The sequence below is a fragment of the Anaerococcus senegalensis JC48 genome (assembly GCF_000321005.1).
In the GTDB taxonomy this organism is placed as follows: domain Bacteria; phylum Bacillota; class Clostridia; order Tissierellales; family Peptoniphilaceae; genus Anaerococcus; species Anaerococcus senegalensis.
The window spans coordinates 73,892-93,347 of record NZ_HE578907.1; the positions used below are offsets into that span (position 1 = coordinate 73,892).

Below are 19,456 nucleotides of genomic sequence, written 5' to 3' on the forward strand. Positions count from 1 at the left end.
GTATGCCAAAATACACAAAAGAATTTAAAATAAAATTAGTAATGGAATACTTATCAGGGAATTCTGGTGGACTTAAATCAATATCTAAAATATATAGTATTCCTAAAAGCACGTTAGAACTATGAATAAACCAATACAAATATAAAGGGGTTGATAGCTTATCTAAAAAGTCAAAAAACAACAAATTCACTAGTGAATTTAAGCTATCTGTAATACAATATAGGCAAATAAATAATACTTCGCTTAAAGAGACTGCAGAGCGCTTTAATCTTGTTAATGGATCTATGGTATACAGATGGGAGAAATCTTATCAAGAACATGGTCTATCTGGGCTAGAAGATAAAAGAGAAAGGCCTAAAAAAGACATGACCAAATCAAATAAAAAGTCTAAACTTAATACTCCAATAAACGAAACTGAAAGAGAAGAATTAATAAGGTTAAGAGAAGAAAATAGACTTATAAAAATGAAGATAATATACGAAAAAAAGCTACAAGTCTTGCTGATGGAAGAGTAATCAGAAGAAAGGAAAAGACAAAGATAATCCTCAACCATAAAAAAGTCTTAAGAATAATGAGAGAAGAATCCTTGCTAAGCTCTAAATTTAAAACTAGATCAAGAAAATACTCATCATACAAGGGACAAATAGGAAAAGTAGCAGACAATGTTGTAGATAGACAATTTAAAACAAGTAAACCAAATCAATTATGGCTAACAGATGTAACAGAATTCAGAATAAAGGGTAAGGAAGAAAAACTTTATCTGTCACCAATATTAGACCTATTCAACAGTGAAATAATCAGCTACACACTAAGTAATCATCCAACAATAAAATTAACCAATACTATGCTAGATAAAGCTTTAAGCAAAACAAGAGACACAAGCGAATTAATAATACATTCAGACCAAGGCTTCCACTACCAACACAGTTCTTGGGCAAATAAGTTAGAAAAATTTAACATAACCCAAAGTATGTCAAGAAAAGGCAATTGTCTAGACAATTCTCCAATGGAGAACTTCTTTGGGATATTAAAACAAGAAATGTATTATGGAGAAGATTTTAAAAGTTATGATGAATTAGTTAATGAGATAGAAAAATATATTAAATGGTACAATGAAGATAGGATTAAAACAAAATTAAACGGAATGCCTACAGATTACATTCCGCTTAAAATATTATTAAATTATTCCGTGTTTACGGGTTCAGGTCAGTGCCTAGTTTTTTTGTCTTTAAATTAAATAAATTTATAAATTTGAAATTGGCAAGCTTACTTTTATTAAGCAGCCTTTTTCTTTATTTAAAACTTGTATCTCTCCTCCGTGGATTTTTATTGTTTCTTTTACAAGGGATAGGCCAAGACCTGATCCTTTTTCTTTTGTATCATTTATTCTATAAAAGGCCTTAAATATATTTTCTTTTTCTTTTTCATCTATGCCTATTCCACTATCTTCTACAAAAATTTCTACAAAATTTTTACTTTTCTTTGAATAAATTTTAATGTAACCATTATCTATATTATATTTTATTGAATTTTCAATTAAGTTATAAAATGCCCTATAAATTAAAATATCGCTTCCTTGAATATAGATTGTTTCACAATTGTTTTCTATATTTATGTTTTTCTTGTCAGAAATTAAGGATAAATCTTGAATCGTTTCTTCTATTAAAGATGAAAGCTCGATTTTTTCATTTCTACTTACTGATTTTAATTCGCTTATATCGAGTAAACTTGTAACTAACTTTGCCAGTCTATCACTTTCTATTTTTATCATATTCATAAGATCTCTAGTTTGATTTTCATCCATTTTGCTTTCTTGGTAAAGATCGATTTGTGAATTTATAATTGTAAGTGGCGTTCTTAATTCATGAGCTGCTCTTGCAGTAAAATCCCTTTCGATTTCATATGATTGGTCTAGTCTTTCTATCATTTGATTAAATGATTTTGTTAATTTTTGAAATTCTTTTATTGGATTTTCTTCAACTTCATAAGATGTTAGATTTTTAAGTCGTATTTGTTCAATTTGTTTTGAAAATTTATCTAAGGGTTCTAAAAATTTTCCGCTAAGAAAATAAGAGCTTAGTCCACCCAAAATTGTAATTAAACTTGTAATTATCCGTGATTTTTTTGAATAGTTTATTTTTGTTGTTTTAATTTGATTTGAAAAATTATTTTCTAAATCTTCTACTTTATCTTTGTCTATATTTATGTAAAGTTGTTCATCTGTTGAATCATCCATAAAGCCACCAAGAGAATCAATATAAAAATATGCAGTTTTATTCGTGAAAAAATTTAAACTAATGCTCGTTACTGCAATTAAAATACTGGTAAGAATTGCGATTCTTAATCTTAATGAAATTTTTTTCATTTAACTTTCCTCAACATATAACCTACTCCAATTCTATTTTCTATTGGATCATAGTTTAGTTTATCCTTTAATTTTTTTCTTAGAGCTGATATGTGCACTCTGATAGAATTACTTAATAGGTCAACACTAGAATCCCAAACGTGTTCAATTAACTCTTCTTGGCTAATTGGTCGATTTTGATTTAAAAGAAGATATTCTAAAATACCTGTTTCCTTACGAGTTAATTTTAATTCTTCTTCGTTTATATAAACACTTCTATTTTTACTATCAAATTCAATTTTATCGAAAGAAATCTCAGTATTATTTTGAATAAAGTTTCTTCTTGTCAAAGATCTTACTCTTGCCTTTAATTCATCCAAATGAAATGGCTTTTGTAAAAAATCATTTGCTCCTGCATCAAGGCCATTTACCTTATCTTTTATTTGACTTCTTGCAGAAAGAATTAAAACTTTTGTTTCATTATCATTTTTTCTTAAATTCTTCAAAATCTCCATGCCGTCCATATTAGGTAGGTTTAAATCTAAAACTATTAAATCATAAGATTCAACTTCAATCATTTCCATAGCATCAAATCCATCAAAAACAGATTCAACCTCATAACCAGATTTTTTTAATGACTTATTAATTGTATCATTTAAAATTTTTTCATCTTCAACTATTAAAATTTTCATATCTTCTCCTTTATAAATATTATATCAAATCAAAATAAAATATTTGTTAAGAATATCTTAACAGAAAATTTATATCTTATTTGTTATTATAAACTTGTAAAGGGGTGATTGGTATAGGGATTAGAAAAAAGAAAAATTTACAAATAGGATTTTTGCTTTTAGGAGTATGTTTTATAATTTATGGAGCCTTTAGGGGAGAAGTTGATACAGTCTTTTCAAAAGCAATAAATTTATGTTTGGAGTGTGTTGGAATTGGATAAAATAAAATCTATAGTTATTGCAAAATATAGGTTCTTGATCCAAATTATTGCAACATTTCTTACAAATATCCACTTTCCAAATTTTTTAAAAGGAAGAATATATAGGGGAGAATTTAAAAAGATTTGTGTGCCAGGATTAAATTGTTATTCTTGTCTTGCTGCTACAGGGGCTTGTCCAATAGGTGCCTATCAAGCTGTTGTTGGTTCATCAAAATTTAAATTTTCATATTATATATCTGGATTTTTAATTTTTGTTGGAGTGATTTTTGGAAGAGTAGTTTGCGGATTTTTGTGTCCGTTTGGTTTTTTTCAAGAATTACTATATAAGATACCATTTAAAAAATTTTCAACAGAAAAACTAAAAATTTTAACCTACCTAAAATACATAATTCTTCTTGTAGCTGTTATAATTTTGCCTGTTTTTCTTACCAATAGTTTAGGTATGGGCAATCCATATTTTTGCAAATATATTTGCCCAGCTGGAGTATTGGAAGGAGCTATTCCACTTTCTATTGTTGACTCATCAATTAGAGCAAGTTTAGGGTCATTATTTAATTTAAAACTAACAATTTTAATAATAAGCATAGTACTTTCAATAATATTTTTTAGACCATTTTGTAAGTGGATTTGTCCATTAGGAGCTTTTTATGCCTTATTTAATAAAATATCACTTTTTAAAATAATATTTGATGCTAACAAGTGTATATCATGTAAAAAATGTAAAAAAGCTTGTAAAATGGATGTGGATGTAAGAAAAAATCAAAATCATACTGAATGTATAAGATGTGGAATGTGTATCAAGGCTTGTCCAACTTGTGCACTAAAATATGAATTTGGACTAGATAAGAAAAAAGAAATTAAAGGAGAAAAAAATGAAAAATAAAAAAATGCAAATATCAGCCCTAGCTTTGGCATTGGCATTTACTTTTGTAGGATGCGGAAAAAAAGAAAATACAGAAAATTCAACTAGTACTAAGACAAGTATAGAAAGCAATATGAAAGATAATAAAAAAAATGAAGACAATATAACATCTAATAAAAGTTCAATGGCTTCAAACTCAAATGGTCAGTCAGTAGATGATTTAATGCAAAAACAAAATGATATTTTGAAAAAACATGATAAACAATGGCAAGTAGCATTTTCAAAAGCAGATAAAAGTAAAATAGCAGGGGAGCCAGATGTTTCTTATGATATGTATTTACTAGATTTAGTAGAAAAATCCAAAGATGAACTTTCAAACAAAGATTATGACCTATTAAAAAAAGATGTAGAAGAAATTGGAAAGATTGAAAAAATAATCAACAAGAAAAAGGGAATAGAGGATCAATTTAATAAAGATAAGAAAAAAGAATCTGCATCAACAAAACAATTAAATTTATTCCCAGAATTTAAATCAAAAGATTTTGATGGAAAGGAAGTAACAAAAGATATTTTTAAAGACAAAAAATTAACTCTAGTAAATTTCTGGTTTAATGGATGTGCACCTTGTGTTGGAGAAATTCCACATTTACAAAAATTAAATAAGGAAATTGAAAAAATGGGTGGACAAGTAATTGGAATAAATACAGAAGCTCAAGTTGGAAAAGATGATGTAATAAAAGATGCAAAGAAAATTCTAAAAAAACAAGGAGCAACTTATAAAAATATAAGTCTTGATCCAGATAGTGAACTTGGAAAATATGCTCAAGAAATCATGTCATATCCTACATCAGTTCTAGTTGATAATGAAGGAAATATTGTAGGAGATCCAATAGTTGGAGCTATAGATAAAAAAGATACTTATGATAAAGTAAAAACAATGATGGAAAAAATAATAAAAGATGAAATCTAAATTGAAAATTGAATTATCCTTCTTGAAATAAAAAATACCAGAGTTCATACTCTGGTATTTTTGAATTAAAATTATTTATTTCTTGGGTGTTCAATTGCTTCTTGAGCTGCAGCAAGTTTTGCAATTGGAACTCTAAATGGTGAACAAGATACATAATCAAGTCCTACATTATATAGATATTTTACAGTTGTTGGTTCTCCGCCGTGTTCTCCACAAATTCCTAAGTGAAGATTTGGATTTGCTTTTTTACCGCGTTCAACTGCAGTTTCAACTAAGAAACCAACTCCTCTTTGATCTAAAACTTGGAAAGGATCTTTTGCAAAAATATCTTTGTCTAAGTAAAGATCCAAGAACTTTCCAGCATCATCTCTTGAAAGACCAAAGGTCATTTGTGTCAAATCATTTGTACCGAATGAGAAGAAGTCAGTAATTTCACCAATTTCATCAGCAGTAATTGCAGCTCTAGGTATTTCAATCATTGTTCCTAATAAGTAGTCAATTTTTTTGCCTTTTTCTTCAAAAACTTTTTCGATTTCTTCTTTAACTTGAGATTTTACATAAGCAAGTTCTTTAACATCAGATGAAAGTGGAATCATTATTTCTGGAACAACATTAATTCCATCTTCATGACAATGAATTGCAGCTTGAATTATAGCACGAGCTTGCATTTTTGAAATTTCTGGATATCTTACGCCTAGTCTTAGTCCTCTAAATCCAAGCATAGGGTTTACTTCTTCAAGATCTAGAATTCTTTTTTTAACTTCAGAAATTTCCATATTTAAATCTTCAGCAAGAGTTCTAATTTCTTCTTGTCCTTTTGGTAAAAATTCATGGAGAGGTGGATCAAGAAGTCTTACAGTTACTGGTCTTTCTCCCATTAAAGAATAAATTTGATAGAAATCTTCTTCTTGCATTGGAAGAATTTTATCTAAAGCTTCTTTTCTTGTTTCAAAATTGTGAGCTAAGATCATCTTTCTTACTTGGAAAATTCTATCAGCCTTAAAGAACATATGTTCAGTTCTACATAAACCAATTCCTTCAGCGCCGAATTCTAAGGCTTGTTTTGCATCATGAGGTGTATCGGCATTTGTTCTAACTTTCATATCACGATATTTATCAACCCAGCTCATGAATTCTCCAAATGTACCTTCAAGTTTTGGATTTTCAGTTTCAAGTGCTCCTATATAAATATTTCCAGTAGATCCATCTATTGAAAGTACGTCTTGATCTGAATATTTTTTGCCATCGATTCTAACGAATCTCTCATCTTCATTTACATAAATTTCATGAGCACCAGATACACAACATTTTCCCATTCCTCTAGCTACTACTGCAGCGTGACTTGTCATTCCGCCTCTTGCTGTAAGAATTCCAGAAGCTGATACCATTCCTTCTAAGTCTTCTGGTGAAGTTTCCTCACGAACTAAAATAACATCAACACCTTTTGCAGCTCTTTTTTTAGCTTCTTTAGCAGAAAAAGCAATGTAACCAACTGCAGCTCCTGGACTTGCTGCAAGACCTTTTGCAACAGCTTTATTTTCTTTTATGGATTTTTGAGAAAGTGTAGGGTGAAGTAGACCATCAAGATCTTTAGGGTCAATTCTTAAAACAGCTTCTTTTTCTGTAAGTAATTCTTCATGAACCATATCAACAGCAACTTTTACTGCAGCATGAGCAGTTCTTTTACCATTTCTAGTTTGAAGCAAGAATAACTCACCTTCTTGGATAGTAAATTCCATATCTTGCATATCTTTATAATGTTGTTCAAGTTTTTCAGCAGTATCACGGAATTGATCGAAAACTTCTGGCAATGAATCTTTTAATGTTAAAATTTCTTTTGGTGTTCTAACCCCAGCTACAACATCTTCACCTTGTGCATTCATTAGATATTCACCAAATAATTTATTTTCACCAGTTGCTGGGTTTCTTGAGAAAGCTACTCCTGTTCCAGAAGTTTCTCCCATATTCCCAAATACCATTGATTGAACATTTACAGCAGTTCCCATAGAATCATCAATATCATTTAATCTTCTATATAAAATTGCACGTTCATTATTCCAAGATGCAAATACAGCAGTTATAGCCTTATCTAATTGCTCTCTAGGTTCTTGAGGAAAATCTTCTCCTTCAATATCTTTATAAACTTTTTTGTATTTTTCGACAACATCTTTTAAATCATTAGCGTCAAGTTCAGTATCTTCATTAACACCTTTTTCATCTTTTTTAGCACTAAGAACTTTTTCAAAATTATTTTTATTAATTCCCATTGCTACATCAGCAAACATTTGAATAAATCTTCTGTAAGAATCATATGCAAATCTTTCATTGTTTGTTTTTTTGCTAAGACCTATAACAGCATCATCGTTTAAACCAAGATTTAAAATTGTATCCATCATTCCTGGCATAGAAATTGGAGCACCACTTCTTACAGATACAAGTAGAGGATCTTCAGTTGAACCAAAGGTTTTCTTATTATGTTCTTCTAGATCTTTTATATGACTTGTGATTTCATTTTTTAAGTCTTCCCAGATTTTTTTATCTTCTTTGTAAAATCTAGCACAAGCATCAGTTGTAACGGTGAAACCATATGGAACATTAATTCCCATGTTTGTCATTTCTGCTAAATTTGCGCCTTTACCACCGAGCAAAGAGCGCATTTCTTTGTCTCCTTCATTAAAATTATAAACATATTTTTCAGTCATTTTTTTCCCCTTTCATGCTTTTAATATGATTAATAATAATATCAGACGTTTCTTCGATAGATCTATTTGTAACATCAATAATTACACAACCTAAATCATCCATAATCGCTTTGGCATGGTCAAGTTCTTTTTGAATAATTCTAATATCAGAATATTGACTTTTACCAAAAAGATTTAAACTCTTTAGTCTTTCATCTCTATAAGATTTTAGAATGTTTTTATCTATAGTAAGGCCAACTATTTTTTGGCTATCAATTTCAAAAAGTTCTTCTGGTAGGCTTGCATTTAAAAGTATGGGTATATTACAAACTTTATAACCTTTGCTTGCCATATAAATTGAAATGGGTGTTTTTGAAGAACGAGATACTCCAATTAAAGCTATATCACAAGTTTTTAATGAACTAAAGTCTTTACCGTCGTCATATTTGATGGCAAAATCTAGTGCGTTTAAAGTCTTAAAACGGTTAGATTCATATAAAGATTCACTAGAAAAAGTATTTTTTGGCTTTATGTTAATTTTATTTGAAATGGTTCTTATAGAATATCCGGTCAAATCAACATAACTAATGTCATTTAGTTCACAAAATTTATTGATATAAGCATTCATTTTTGAATCTTGGAAAGAGTGATAGATTATAAAATTATCGCCAGTTTCAATTATAAAATTTAATATATCTTCTAAGGATTTTTCATCTCTTATATCAGAATATATATTTGTAATTGTTTCAACATTAAATTGACTAAAGGATACTTTTACAATTTGTTCTGTAGCATATCCACTTGTATCTGAAATAATGTTTACAATAAGCTTCATTCTATCACCTCTATTTATAAAAGATTCTATTAATATTATAGCATTTTTAAATAAAAATCCAAAACTTGAAAACATTTTTCAATCATATAAACTAATAATTATAAATTAAAATTTAAATCTTAAAGTTTTATTTGATTGACAAAAAAAATATTTAAAATATAATAAATGAAAGAAATAAATATAAAACTTTGACAAAAAGGAGTAATGAGGGAAATTTTTTAGAGAGAAGATGGATGGTGAAAATCTTCAAATTAAACTCATGAAGGTTGTTTTGAAATAGTTTAATGTAGCATGCATATATGCAAATAAGGGCCTTTTTAATAAAAAAGGAAGATAGGTGGTAACGCGATAATCTCGTCCTTGAGAATTGTGTTACTTTTTTTATTATTTATTTTTAATTTTATTTTGAAATTAAGGAGAAATTATGCAAACAAAATATGAACCACAAAAATTTGAAAAAGAAATTTATAAAAAATGGGAAGAAGGTGGATATTTTAAAGCTAATGTAAATAAAGATAAAAAACCATTTACTATAGTTATGCCACCACCAAATATAACTGGAAAATTACACCTAGGTCATGCTTTAAATAATACAATTCAAGATATTATTATAAGGTATAAAAGAATGCAAGGTTATGAAGCTTGTTGGATTCCAGGAACTGATCATGCATCAATTTCTACAGAGGCAAAAGTTGTAGGAAAAATAAAAAGTGAAGGAAAATCTAAAAATGAACTAGGTCGTGATAAATTTTTGGAAGAATGTTGGGATTGGACAAAAGAATATGGTGGAACAATTAAAAAACAATTAAGAACTGTTGGAGTTTCTTGCGATTGGGACCGTGATTCTTTTACAATGGATAAAAATCTTACAAAAGCTGTAAGAAAAGTTTTCAAAAAAATGTATGATGAGGGATTAATTTATAGAGGAAATAGAATTGTAAATTGGGATCCTGAAGCTAAAACTGCTCTTTCTGATGCAGAAGTTTATCATAAAGACCAAGAAGGTCACTTATGGTATATAAAATATTTCTTTGAAGATAGCGATGAATTTATAACAATTGCTACTACAAGGCCTGAGACTATGCTTGGAGATTTGGCTGTTGCTGTAAATCCAGAAGACGAGAGATTTAAAGATAAAATAGGGAAAAATTTAATCTTACCACTAGTAGATCGTAAAATACCTTTGATAGAAGATTCTTATGTTGATATGGAATTTGGTACAGGCTGTGTAAAAATAACTCCATCCCATGACCCTAACGATTTTGAAGTTGGAAAAAGACATGATCTTGGCCAATGTGTAGTTATTGATGAATCTGCTAATATAAAAGAAGGATATGGAAAATATTCTGGTCTGGATAGGTATGAAGCTCGTAAATTAATGATTGAAGATTTACAAAAAGAAAATCTTTTGGTAAAAACTGAAACAATTGAACATGCTGTTGGATACAGTGAAAGAACAAATGTAGTAATTGAACCATTAATTTCAAAACAATGGTTTGTTAAAATGGAAGATTTGGCAAAGGATGCAATCAAAGTTTACAAAAATGGAGATTTAAATTTAATTCCAGATTCTTTAGGAAAAACCTATATGAATTGGCTAGAAAATATTAGAGATTGGTGTATTTCTAGACAATTATGGTGGGGACACAGACTTCCAGTTTTCTATACTGAAGATGGGGAAATCATTGTTTCAGAAGATGATCCAGATGAAAATGGATATTTAAATGGGAAAAAAGTTACTCAAGAAGAAGATACACTTGATACTTGGTTTTCATCAGCTCTTTGGCCTTTTGCAACTTTGGGTTGGCCAGAAGAAACTGAAGATTATAAATATTTTTTCCCAACAGATATTCTTGTAACAGGTTATGATATTATATTTTTCTGGGTTATAAGAATGGTATTTTCTTCTCTTTATAATACAAATAAAACTCCATTTGACCATGTACTTTTCACAGGCCTAATTAGAGATCCTCAAGGAAGAAAAATGAGCAAATCTCTAGGAAACGGAGTTGATCCAATTGATGTTGTAAATAAATATGGAGCAGATGCCCTAAGATTTACAATAATTACTGGAAATTCACCAGGAAATGATATGCGCTATGATGAAAAAAGAATAGTAGCAAGCAGAAATTTTGCCAACAAATTATGGAATGCAACAAGATTTGTATTGATGAATATAGATGAAGATGATGATCTTGAATTTAATAATTTAGATTTGAGCCTTGAAGATAAGTGGATTTTAAAAAGATTAAATAATGTAGTAGAAGAAGTTTCTAAAAACTTAGACAAGTATGAAATTGGTCTTGCTGCAAGTAGGATTGAAGATTTTATTTGGGAAGAATTTTGTGATTGGTATATAGAATTTGCCAAGGAAAGATTAAATTCTGATGATAATAATAAAAAATCTACAGTTAAAAAAGTTCTACTTTATGTTTTAAAAGATATGATTTCACTTCTTCATCCATTTATGCCATTTATTACTGAAGAAATTTATAAGCAATTGCCAAATAAAAAAGATATGCTTATAGTTGAGTCTTGGCCACAAGTTAGGGAAGATTTCAATTTTGATGATGAAGCAAGAGTTGTTGATGGAGCAATTGAGGCTATAAAAGCTATAAGAAATCAAAGACAAACTTTAAATCTTGGATCAAAAACAAGACAAGATTTAATAATCTATTCATCTGATGAAAATACTAGAAATTTCCTAGAAATTTTAAAAGGGCAATTTGTAAATCTTTCAAAATCTGGAGAAATTTCAATAATAGATGAAGACAAAGAAGTAGAAGATGCAGTATCTTTGATTTTTAATGATTTCAAAATTTATATTCCTTTAGAAAATCTAATTGATTACGATAAGGAAAGAAAAAGACTAAAAGATGAAATCAAAAAATTAGAATCAGAAATTAAAAGAGCAGAAGGTAAGCTTAACAATCAAGGATTTGTTTCAAAAGCGCCAGAAGCTGTTGTAAATGAAGAACGTGAAAAACTAGAAAAATATAAAGATTTACTTGTAAAAACTCAAGAATCTTATAAGGAAATAGAAGATAAGTAATGTATAAAGATTTTGCTTATATTTATGACAAATTATCTTTTGACCTTGATTATGAAAAATATGCAGATAATATAAAAAAATTGGTCAATAAAAATAATATCAAAAGAGAGAAAATGTTGGAGTTAGCATGTGGAACAGGCATGCTAACCAATCATTTTTTCGATTTTTTTGAAAAAATTGATGCCTTGGATTTATCTCAGTCTATGCTTGAAGTCTTTTCAAAAAAATTTCAAGAAGAAAAAGTATCTTTGTATAATTATAATATGGTAGATTTTGAAAATGAAAATTCATACGATCTTATTGTAATTTTACTTGATTCTATAAATTATATTTTGGATGAAGATGATTTAAAAAAGTTAATAGAAAATTCTTTTAAAAATTTAAAAAAGGATGGACTTTTAATTTTTGATATAAATTCAGAATATAAAATGGAAGAAGTATTTGGTTCAAAATCTTATGTTTATGAATATGAGGATATTTTTTATACTTGGGATAATATTAAAGATGATGATATTATTGATATGGAGCTAAACTTTTTTGTAGAAAATGAGAATGGGTTATACCAAAGAATTATTGAAAATCAAGTTGAAAGATACTACTCTGTAGATTTTATTAAAAATATTTTAAATGAAAATAAGTTTTCTGATATTGAAATTTTTGATGAAGATACAATGCAAAAAATCAAAGATGATACTTTGAGGATTTTATTTAAGGCTAAAAAGGAGTGAATATGGAAGGAAAAGTTAAATTTTTTGATAACAAAAAAGGATATGGTTTTATAGAATCAGAAAGTGGTGACTATTTTTTTCATTATTCTGAGATAATTTCTGATAAGGATTATAAAACTATTGAAAACGGGGCAAGGGTAGAATTTGATGTTAAAGATTTAGGCAGGGGAGATACTGCCTTTAATGTGAAAAAAAGGGGTTAAGATGAAATATTTTATTTTGATTTTATTTATAATTCTTCTTCCTCAAATTTATTACTTGTATAGGAAAAAAACTTATCTAGATTTAAAAAATGGGTCAAGGTTTTTTATAAAAGAAGAAAGTTTTATAAATGACAATAGGTGTAAGGTGATTTTGACAAATTCCGATGGTTTTGATATATATGCTAACCGTTTTGATGTTGAAAATCCAAAGGCTGTTGTTCAAATTGTTCATGGTATGCTTGAACATTCCCTTAATTATTTACATTTTATTAAATTCTTAAATGAAAAAGGTTATGCGGTTGTAATTTCAGATAATAGGGGACATGGAAAATCTATTTCTGAAAATCATCCCTCTGGTTTTATAAAGGAAAAAGATGAGCTTGTTGATGACCAATTTGTAATAAATAAATATATTAGAATGTATTATAAGGACAAAAAAGTATTTATGTTGGGTCATTCTATGGGTTCTTTGATTTGTAGAAATTATTTGCAAAAATATGATGATACAATCGATAAATTAGTTTTGACAGGAACAGTAGCCTATATTCCTATTGCAAAAATTGGTATTTTTATTGGAAATATAGTAACTTTTTATCTAGGAGAAAAAAGAAGATCTCACCTTTTAGATACGCTTTCGGGAATAACAGGAAAAGATCCATCATGGATTTCTTATAATGAGGAAAATGTAAGGATTAAAAATAATGATCCAATGAGACTTGATGGTTTTTTGGCAAGAAGTAATGTTTGTTTATTTAATCTTGTAAATAATTTAAATAAAAATAACAAATTTAAATTAAGAAATAAAGATTTACCAATTGCATCTTTAAATGGTGTCGATGATGATGTTACTGGATCAGATAAGGGGCTTATGAATACTAAGAAAATTTTATCTTCTATTGGTTATAAAAATTTATATTTTAAAACTTATGATCATATGAAACATGAAGTTTTAAATGAAGATGAAAGAGAAAAAGTATTTGAAGATATTGATATGTTTTTTAAAAAATGAGTTTTTACTCATTTTTTTAATGACTTTTTATTAGAATACTAAGAATAAAAAAGGAAAAAATATGATAGAAGAAGATCTAATAAGATTAAGAAGACATTTTCATAAATTTGCTGAACCTGCTTGGATGGAATTTCTGACAACAGCAAAAATAATTGAAGAATTAAGAAATTATAAGCTTAAAATTTATTATGGGAAAGAAATTTATTTTAACAAAAGAATAGGACTTCCCGAAAAAAATAAAATCGATTCATATAAAAATTCTATAGAAATTACTAATTTAGAAAAAAAGGATGAAATTTTAGACTCTTATACAGGTTTAATTGCAGTTTTAGATACAAAAAAACATGGTCCTAATATCGGATTTAGATTTGATATTGATGCTAATGAATTGGAAGAAACTGATTCATTAGGTCACCTTCCTAATATTTTGGATTTTTCATCTAAAAATTCTTTTTCTATGCATGCCTGCGGTCATGATGCTCACATGTCAATTGGAATCGAGCTTGCAAAAATTCTTTCGAAAAATAAAGATAAATTAAAAGGAAAAATAGTTTTTATTTTTCAACCGGCTGAAGAAGGAGTTAGAGGAGCTTATTCTTTGATGAATAATCCAATAATTGATAATTTTGATTATATGGCGGGAATGCACATAGGTATGGATTTAAATAGTGGAGAAATTGGAATTGGAAGTCATGGTTTTCTCGCTACTAAAAAAATTGATATAATTTTTAAAGGAAAGGCTTCTCATGCTGGAGCAAGTCCAGAAAAAGGGCATAATGCACTTTTGGCAGCATCAAGTGCAGTTTTAAATTTTAATAGTCTTGCCCAACATTCTATGGGCAAAGCTAGAGTTAATGTTGGCAAACTTAATGCAGGAAGTGGAAGAAATATTGTAGCAAATAGGGCAAAAATTGAAATGGAAATTAGGGGAGAAAATAATCAAATTATTTCTTATTTATTTGATGGTGTAAAAAGAATTATAGTAGGTTCTGCTATTTCGTATGATTGTTCTTATGAAATTGAAATAAAAGGTCAAGCTCCATCTCTTATGCCTTATGATGAAAATTTTATAAAAAATTTAAGAAAATATTATAAAGATGAATCCTATAAAATTGTTGATTGTGAGCTAAAAGGTTCTGAAGATATAACCTATCTTCTAAATGAAGTGAAAAAATCAGGTGGAAAAAGTGTTCATTTTATTTTGGGATCTAATTTAAAAGACAGTCATCACAGTGAAAAATTTGATATTAATGAAAATGATATGGTAAGAGGAGTTAATTTAATGGTTGATTTTGTAAAATATATTCAAAAAATTGATCATATTGACTATGAAAGGATATAAAATGAAAATATTAATAACAGGATTTGATCCTTTTGATAAAGACAAAATAAATCCATCAATTGAACTAGTGAAAAAAATTGATGAAAAAATTGATAATGCACAAATTTTTAAAGTAGAAATACCTACAGTTTTTAAAAAATCTGGAGAAATTTTAGAAGAAAATATCAAAAAAATAAGACCAGATGTAATTTTGTGCATTGGTCAAGCTGGGGGATCATCCTTGATTTCTGTTGAAAGAATTGCAATTAATATTGATGATGCAAGAATTGCTGATAATTTAGGAGAAAAACCAATAGATGAAAAAATAAGAGTTGATGGAGAAAATGCTTATTTTTCAAATTTGCCAATAAAAAAAATTGTAGAAGAAATAAAAAAAGAAAAAATACCAGCAGAAATTTCAAACTCAGCAGGTACTTTTGTTTGTAATCATTTAATGTATGAAGCCTTGTATTTGGCAAAAAAATATAAAAATATAAAAGCAGGCTTTATCCATATTCCGTATTTACCAGAACAAGTTTTAAATAAAACAAATACTCCTTCAATGGATTTGGAAAATTCATTAAAGGCGATTAATATTGCCTTAAAAACAATAATTAATCATAAAGGAGAAGATGTAAAAATTTCTGGTGGGAAAATTTTCTAGTTTAAAGAAGCATTCGGTTTTTCAGAGCGTAGACAAACCCTCAAGCACGAATATCTGACTCCAAAAATTTTTGATTTCTAAATTTTAAAATTCTAAAATCGCAAACTCGCTAACGCTCATACAGTGCGATTTTTAACGAATTTTTAAATTTGAAATCAAATCAATTTTTTCCGTATGATATTCTTAGCATGATGATTTGTATACTTTTTCAACAGTCTGAGAAGCATTTTGCTTCTTTTTTTGTTTTTTTGTTATAATGAAATAAATTAATAAGGAGGATTTATGAAACTAGAAATAAAAAATCTTTCCAAAAGCTTTGGTAAAAAAGAAGTTTTGAAAAATATAGACTATACTTTTGACCAGGGAGTTGTTTATGCTCTTTTGGGAAGAAATGGTGCAGGAAAAACTACACTTTTTTCTTTGATTAGTGAGCAAATTAAAAAGGATTCTGGAAATATTTATCTTATAGAGGAAAATGAAAAGAAAGAACTTGATTTTAGGGATGTATTTTTTATGGTGGCAGAACCAGATCTTCCTAAATTTCTTACGGGATATGAATTTATAAAATTTTTCCTAGAGGCTAATAAGGAAAATATTAAGAATGAAAAATCTATAGAAGAATATTTTTCTCTTGTAGACTTTGATATGGAAGATAGCGATAGACTCATTCAAGATTATTCAACAGGAATGAAAAACAAACTTCAAATGCTTATGTTTTTAATTTTGAGACCAAAGGTAATTTTGATGGATGAGCCACTTACAAGCCTTGATGTTGTTGTTCAACTTGAAATGAAAAAAATAATTAGGAACATTCACAAGGACCATATAATTATTTTTTCAACCCATATTTTACAACTTGCAAAAGATATTTGCGATGATATTGTCCTTCTCCATGACAAAAATTTACAAAAAGTTGATAAGATGGTTTCAGAAGATAAGGATTTTGAAGATAAAATAATAAGGCTTTTGACAAGTAAAAATGTTGAAAATATTGATATAAATTTAGATGATGAAAATTTGGGTGATCATGATGAGTAAATATTTTTCTAAATTTCTATTGATTGAAAGAATAAAGATCACCAAAGTTTTTAATGGGATGGTTTATGGGATTAGAAAAGTTCCATTAATCGGAAAACACTTGGGCGACAAGTATTATTTTTATGATTTAAAAGAAATTATAAATACATTTGTTCCTATTTTTTCTATAATTTGGCAATTTATTAAATCAATTCTAACATTTGGATTCTCAATACTAATTTCAAGAACTATCTTAAAATTTTTGTTTGAAATTACCAATAAATCTTCTTTGTTTTTTAGGGGAAATTTTGATTTAAGTATTGGGGCAGTAATGCTTACTTGCATCCCCTTTATTTTTTATATTTCAAATATGATTACATCATCAATGCTAACTGAAAATGGAAATATATTTTCTGATTTAAGCAAAAATTTTAATTTTTTTCCAAATGATTTGGCGCGCATATTTTTGTATTTAGAACCTTTTTTAATTTTTCTTGGAAGGACTTTGGGATTTGTGATTTTTGGAAAAATTTTTGCAAATATTAATCCTCTCTATACATTTTTATTTAGTCTTGGTATTTATTTTTATAATATAAATATTACTGGATTTTGGACAAAAATATATGAAAAAAGGGAAGAATCATTTTTTGAAGATAGACCATTTTTACAAATCATTTTGATTTTAATTTTGGATTTGGGGATAAGTTTGTTAGTTTTAATAATAAAACTTGATTTTAAGGTTTTGAGCCTTGGATTTTTCTCAATCAATTTAATTTTATTCCCCTTTGTTGTGAAATATTTTAAAAATTTCAAGGGATATGACAAAATAATTGAAAAAACAATAAGGGTATACAAACTAGCAGTAGAAGATTCAAAAGATATGCAAGAAAATGTTGTAAAAATTAAAAACAAAGATATTAATAAAAATGAAAAAATTAATGGAGAAGGCTTTGTCTATTTGAATAATTTGTTTTTTAAAAGACACAAAAGACATCTATTAAAACCAACTTTAATAAAAAGTGGAATCTTTTTTGTAATTGGAATTTTATCATTTTTTCTTTTTTCAAATCTTACATTTAAAGGAGATGAAGTTTATAAAATTTTAATATATGCAATACCAATAATTTCATATATTTTATTCAAACAAGATAAAATTTTGATGGCTTTCTATAAAAATTGTGACTCATCACTTTTGTATTATAATTTTTATAGAGAAGATAAGAATTTATTGAAAATGTTTTGGTTAAGATTTAATTCAGTTTTTAAGCTTATGTCAATTCCTATGGGAGCTATGTTTATAATTTATATTGGTTTTGCAACAAAATTTTTGACCAAAACTGATTTAAATTTATCATTACCAATTTTTTATATAGTATTAAATGCTATATTTTTTACAATTTTGCCCTTGTTTCAATATTATATAATTCAACCCTTTGACAAGGAAGGAAAACAAAAATCTGTAGTTTTAGTTTTAATGAATATGTTTTTATATTATGTTTTTGTATTTGGATTTCCGGCTTTGGCGATAAAAATTGGAGAGATAAAATTTATGTTAATAATTTCAATTTTTATGGTTTTATTTGTTGGGATTGCAAGTTTTTTGATATATAAATTTGCTTCAAAAACTTTTAAAATTAAACAATAAAAAAAGGCCCCGAGGGGTCTTTTTATTTATTTTCTTCTATATATTCTAATTTTTCCTTGTTCATTACAGAGTCAGGAATCATTTTGCTTGTTATATAAATTAAAAATGGAAGGACAATAGCATCATCCAAAATTCCTAAAAATGGAATCATATCATTTATCAAATCGGCAGGCATTATTGCATAAAGAATAGCTCCAAGTCCCAAAAATTTTGCAAGTTTTGGAGTATTTTTATCTTTCATAGCCCTAAAATATACCGGTATAAAATTTGTGATTTTTGAAAATTTATTTTTCATTCTTTTCCCTTACTTTCTTTTTATATTAATAATATTAACTTCCAATTTAATTATACTAGAAAAAACCTACTTGTAAATTAAATATATTAAAATCTAATTTTAAATATATCTTACAATAATAGTATATTATGATTTTTTTAAATTTCAAGTTATAATATTAGAAAGGAGTTTTTATGACATTAAAAGTAGTTAATTTAGATATTTTAAAATTAAATGTGGATGCTATTGTAAATGCTGCAAATATTGATTTAATTGAAGGTGGGGGAATTTGTGGGCAAATTTTTGAAAAAGCTGGAAGAGAAAAGCTAAAAGAATCTTGCCAAAAATTATCACCAATAAAACCAGGTCAAGCAGTAATTACGGATGGATTTGATCTTTATCAGAAATTTATAATTCATGCAGTAGGTCCTATTTATAATGAAAATTATAAAGAGGCTTGTCAAAAAATTTTAAAAGATGCTTATAGAAATGCTCTAGAACTTGCTAAAAAAAATAAAATAAATTCAATTGCCTTTCCTTTAATTTCTTCTGGCATTTATGGATATCCTGAAAAAGAAGCATTTTTTATTGCAAAAAATACTATTGATGAATTTTTAGAAGAAAATGAAATGAATGTTTACCTATCAACATATAAAAAAGATATACTTTCTTTTATAATGGGATGACTTGAATATTTTATTTGCTTCCGGTATAAATAATTATGTAGAGAAGTAACACAAAATAATCTAGGAGTTTATATGAAAATTTTTAAATCAATTAAAAATAGATGGGAAAAATTCTTGAAAAATCTAGCAAAAGAAAATAAAAAGTCTTTTGGAAATGAAAAATTAGATTGTTGTTCAATGAACAAAAGAGAATATAAATAAAGAAAAAAATGA

Annotated in this window: 21 protein-coding genes; 16 read left to right on the plus strand and 5 right to left on the minus strand. The window is 27.4% G+C overall.

Going from position 1 to position 19,456, the window contains the following annotated elements:
- Nucleotides 1-2 precede the first annotated feature (2 nt).
- From ASHG_RS09240 to ASHG_RS00490, 3 genes are read left to right on the plus strand one after another with little or no spacing between them, the layout of a single operon-like run.
- Nucleotides 3-125, plus strand: coding sequence for a transposase (locus ASHG_RS09240; RefSeq protein ID WP_244264213.1), 123 nt, complete (start codon nt 3-5; stop codon nt 123-125).
- The gene (locus tag ASHG_RS09245; protein ID WP_262359307.1) at nt 126-515 is read left to right on the plus strand and encodes a helix-turn-helix domain-containing protein; all 390 of its coding nucleotides are present in this window, start codon (nt 126-128) and stop codon (nt 513-515) included.
- A gap of 26 nt (nt 516-541) precedes the next feature.
- Nucleotides 542-1,237, plus strand: a complete 696-nt coding sequence (locus tag ASHG_RS00490) for an IS3 family transposase (protein WP_262359308.1) — start codon at nt 542-544, stop codon at nt 1,235-1,237.
- Nucleotides 1,238-1,243: 6 nt separating this feature from the next.
- Here the strand turns inward: ASHG_RS00490 and ASHG_RS00495 are convergent, their stop codons facing one another.
- Together ASHG_RS00495 and ASHG_RS00500 are read right to left on the minus strand one after the other, a co-directional pair.
- Nucleotides 1,244-2,365, minus strand: a complete 1,122-nt coding sequence (locus ASHG_RS00495) for a sensor histidine kinase (RefSeq protein ID WP_040396772.1) — start codon at nt 2,363-2,365, stop codon at nt 1,244-1,246.
- On the minus strand, nt 2,362-3,036 hold the full coding sequence (locus ASHG_RS00500) for a response regulator transcription factor (protein WP_040396774.1): 675 nt from the start codon (nt 3,034-3,036) through the stop codon (nt 2,362-2,364). The genes ASHG_RS00495 and ASHG_RS00500 overlap by 4 nt, the downstream gene beginning before the upstream one ends.
- Before the next feature lie 104 nt (nt 3,037-3,140).
- Between ASHG_RS00500 and ASHG_RS09455 the strand changes: the two genes are divergently transcribed.
- The 3 genes from ASHG_RS09455 to ASHG_RS00510 are packed head-to-tail and all read left to right on the plus strand — an operon-like array spanning nt 3,141 to nt 5,128.
- A complete protein-coding gene (locus ASHG_RS09455) occupies nt 3,141-3,296 on the plus strand; it encodes a CD1871A family CXXC motif-containing protein (RefSeq protein WP_262359282.1) in 156 nt (51 codons plus the stop codon).
- Entirely contained in the window at nt 3,283-4,179 is an 897-nt protein-coding gene (locus ASHG_RS00505; RefSeq protein ID WP_040396776.1) for a 4Fe-4S binding protein, read from the plus strand. The genes ASHG_RS09455 and ASHG_RS00505 overlap by 14 nt, the downstream gene beginning before the upstream one ends.
- Nucleotides 4,169-5,128 (plus strand): TlpA family protein disulfide reductase, encoded by a 960-nt coding sequence (locus ASHG_RS00510; RefSeq protein WP_040396777.1) that lies wholly within the window; start codon nt 4,169-4,171, stop codon nt 5,126-5,128. The genes ASHG_RS00505 and ASHG_RS00510 overlap by 11 nt, the downstream gene beginning before the upstream one ends.
- 71 nt (nt 5,129-5,199) lie before the next feature.
- Here ASHG_RS00510 and ppdK read toward each other — a convergent pair whose 3' ends face one another.
- Entirely contained in the window at nt 5,200-7,830 is a 2,631-nt protein-coding gene (gene ppdK / locus ASHG_RS00515; RefSeq protein ID WP_040396778.1) for a pyruvate, phosphate dikinase, read from the minus strand.
- Nucleotides 7,823-8,644 (minus strand): pyruvate, water dikinase regulatory protein, encoded by an 822-nt coding sequence (locus ASHG_RS00520; RefSeq protein WP_040398332.1) that lies wholly within the window; start codon nt 8,642-8,644, stop codon nt 7,823-7,825. The genes ppdK and ASHG_RS00520 overlap by 8 nt, the downstream gene beginning before the upstream one ends.
- 424 nt (nt 8,645-9,068) lie before the next feature.
- Here ASHG_RS00520 and ASHG_RS00525 point away from each other — a divergent pair, with 424 nt between their 5' ends.
- The 8 genes from ASHG_RS00525 to ASHG_RS00560 all read left to right on the plus strand — a co-directional run bounded on the left by ASHG_RS00525 (nt 9,069) and on the right by ASHG_RS00560 (nt 18,283).
- The gene (locus ASHG_RS00525) at nt 9,069-11,696 is read left to right on the plus strand and encodes a valine--tRNA ligase (protein ID WP_040396779.1); all 2,628 of its coding nucleotides are present in this window, start codon (nt 9,069-9,071) and stop codon (nt 11,694-11,696) included.
- A complete protein-coding gene (locus tag ASHG_RS00530; RefSeq protein ID WP_040396780.1) occupies nt 11,696-12,424 on the plus strand; it encodes a class I SAM-dependent DNA methyltransferase in 729 nt (242 codons plus the stop codon). Before ASHG_RS00525 ends, ASHG_RS00530 begins: the two co-directional genes overlap by 1 nt.
- Before the next feature lie 2 nt (nt 12,425-12,426).
- Nucleotides 12,427-12,627, plus strand: coding sequence for a cold-shock protein (locus tag ASHG_RS00535; RefSeq protein WP_040396781.1), 201 nt, complete (start codon nt 12,427-12,429; stop codon nt 12,625-12,627).
- A 1-nt stretch (nt 12,628) separates the two neighbouring features.
- The gene (locus ASHG_RS00540) at nt 12,629-13,636 is read left to right on the plus strand and encodes an alpha/beta fold hydrolase (RefSeq protein WP_040396782.1); all 1,008 of its coding nucleotides are present in this window, start codon (nt 12,629-12,631) and stop codon (nt 13,634-13,636) included.
- Between the two features lie 61 nt (nt 13,637-13,697).
- Nucleotides 13,698-14,978 (plus strand): amidohydrolase, encoded by a 1,281-nt coding sequence (locus ASHG_RS00545; protein ID WP_040396783.1) that lies wholly within the window; start codon nt 13,698-13,700, stop codon nt 14,976-14,978.
- A 1-nt stretch (nt 14,979) separates the two neighbouring features.
- On the plus strand, nt 14,980-15,621 hold the full coding sequence (gene pcp / locus ASHG_RS00550) for a pyroglutamyl-peptidase I (protein WP_040396786.1): 642 nt from the start codon (nt 14,980-14,982) through the stop codon (nt 15,619-15,621).
- A 282-nt stretch (nt 15,622-15,903) separates the two neighbouring features.
- The gene (locus ASHG_RS00555) at nt 15,904-16,659 is read left to right on the plus strand and encodes an ABC transporter ATP-binding protein (RefSeq protein ID WP_040396788.1); all 756 of its coding nucleotides are present in this window, start codon (nt 15,904-15,906) and stop codon (nt 16,657-16,659) included.
- Nucleotides 16,652-18,283 carry a hypothetical protein gene (locus tag ASHG_RS00560; protein ID WP_040396790.1) on the plus strand — a complete coding sequence of 544 codons (1,632 nt, stop codon included), beginning with the start codon at nt 16,652-16,654 and terminating at the stop codon, nt 18,281-18,283. The genes ASHG_RS00555 and ASHG_RS00560 overlap by 8 nt, the downstream gene beginning before the upstream one ends.
- 22 nt (nt 18,284-18,305) lie before the next feature.
- Here ASHG_RS00560 and ASHG_RS00565 read toward each other — a convergent pair whose 3' ends face one another.
- Entirely contained in the window at nt 18,306-18,578 is a 273-nt protein-coding gene (locus ASHG_RS00565) for a YkvA family protein (protein ID WP_040396792.1), read from the minus strand.
- 173 nt (nt 18,579-18,751) lie between these two features.
- On the opposite strand from ASHG_RS00565, the gene ASHG_RS00570 reads away from it, so the two are divergent.
- Both ASHG_RS00570 and ASHG_RS09460 read left to right on the plus strand, forming a co-directional pair.
- Nucleotides 18,752-19,243: a macro domain-containing protein gene (locus tag ASHG_RS00570; protein WP_040396794.1), complete on the plus strand. Its 492-nt coding sequence runs from the start codon at nt 18,752-18,754 to the stop codon at nt 19,241-19,243.
- A 72-nt stretch (nt 19,244-19,315) separates the two neighbouring features.
- Nucleotides 19,316-19,444, plus strand: coding sequence for an LDCC motif putative metal-binding protein (locus tag ASHG_RS09460; RefSeq protein ID WP_262359283.1), 129 nt, complete (start codon nt 19,316-19,318; stop codon nt 19,442-19,444).
- Nucleotides 19,445-19,456: the final 12 nt, after the last annotated feature.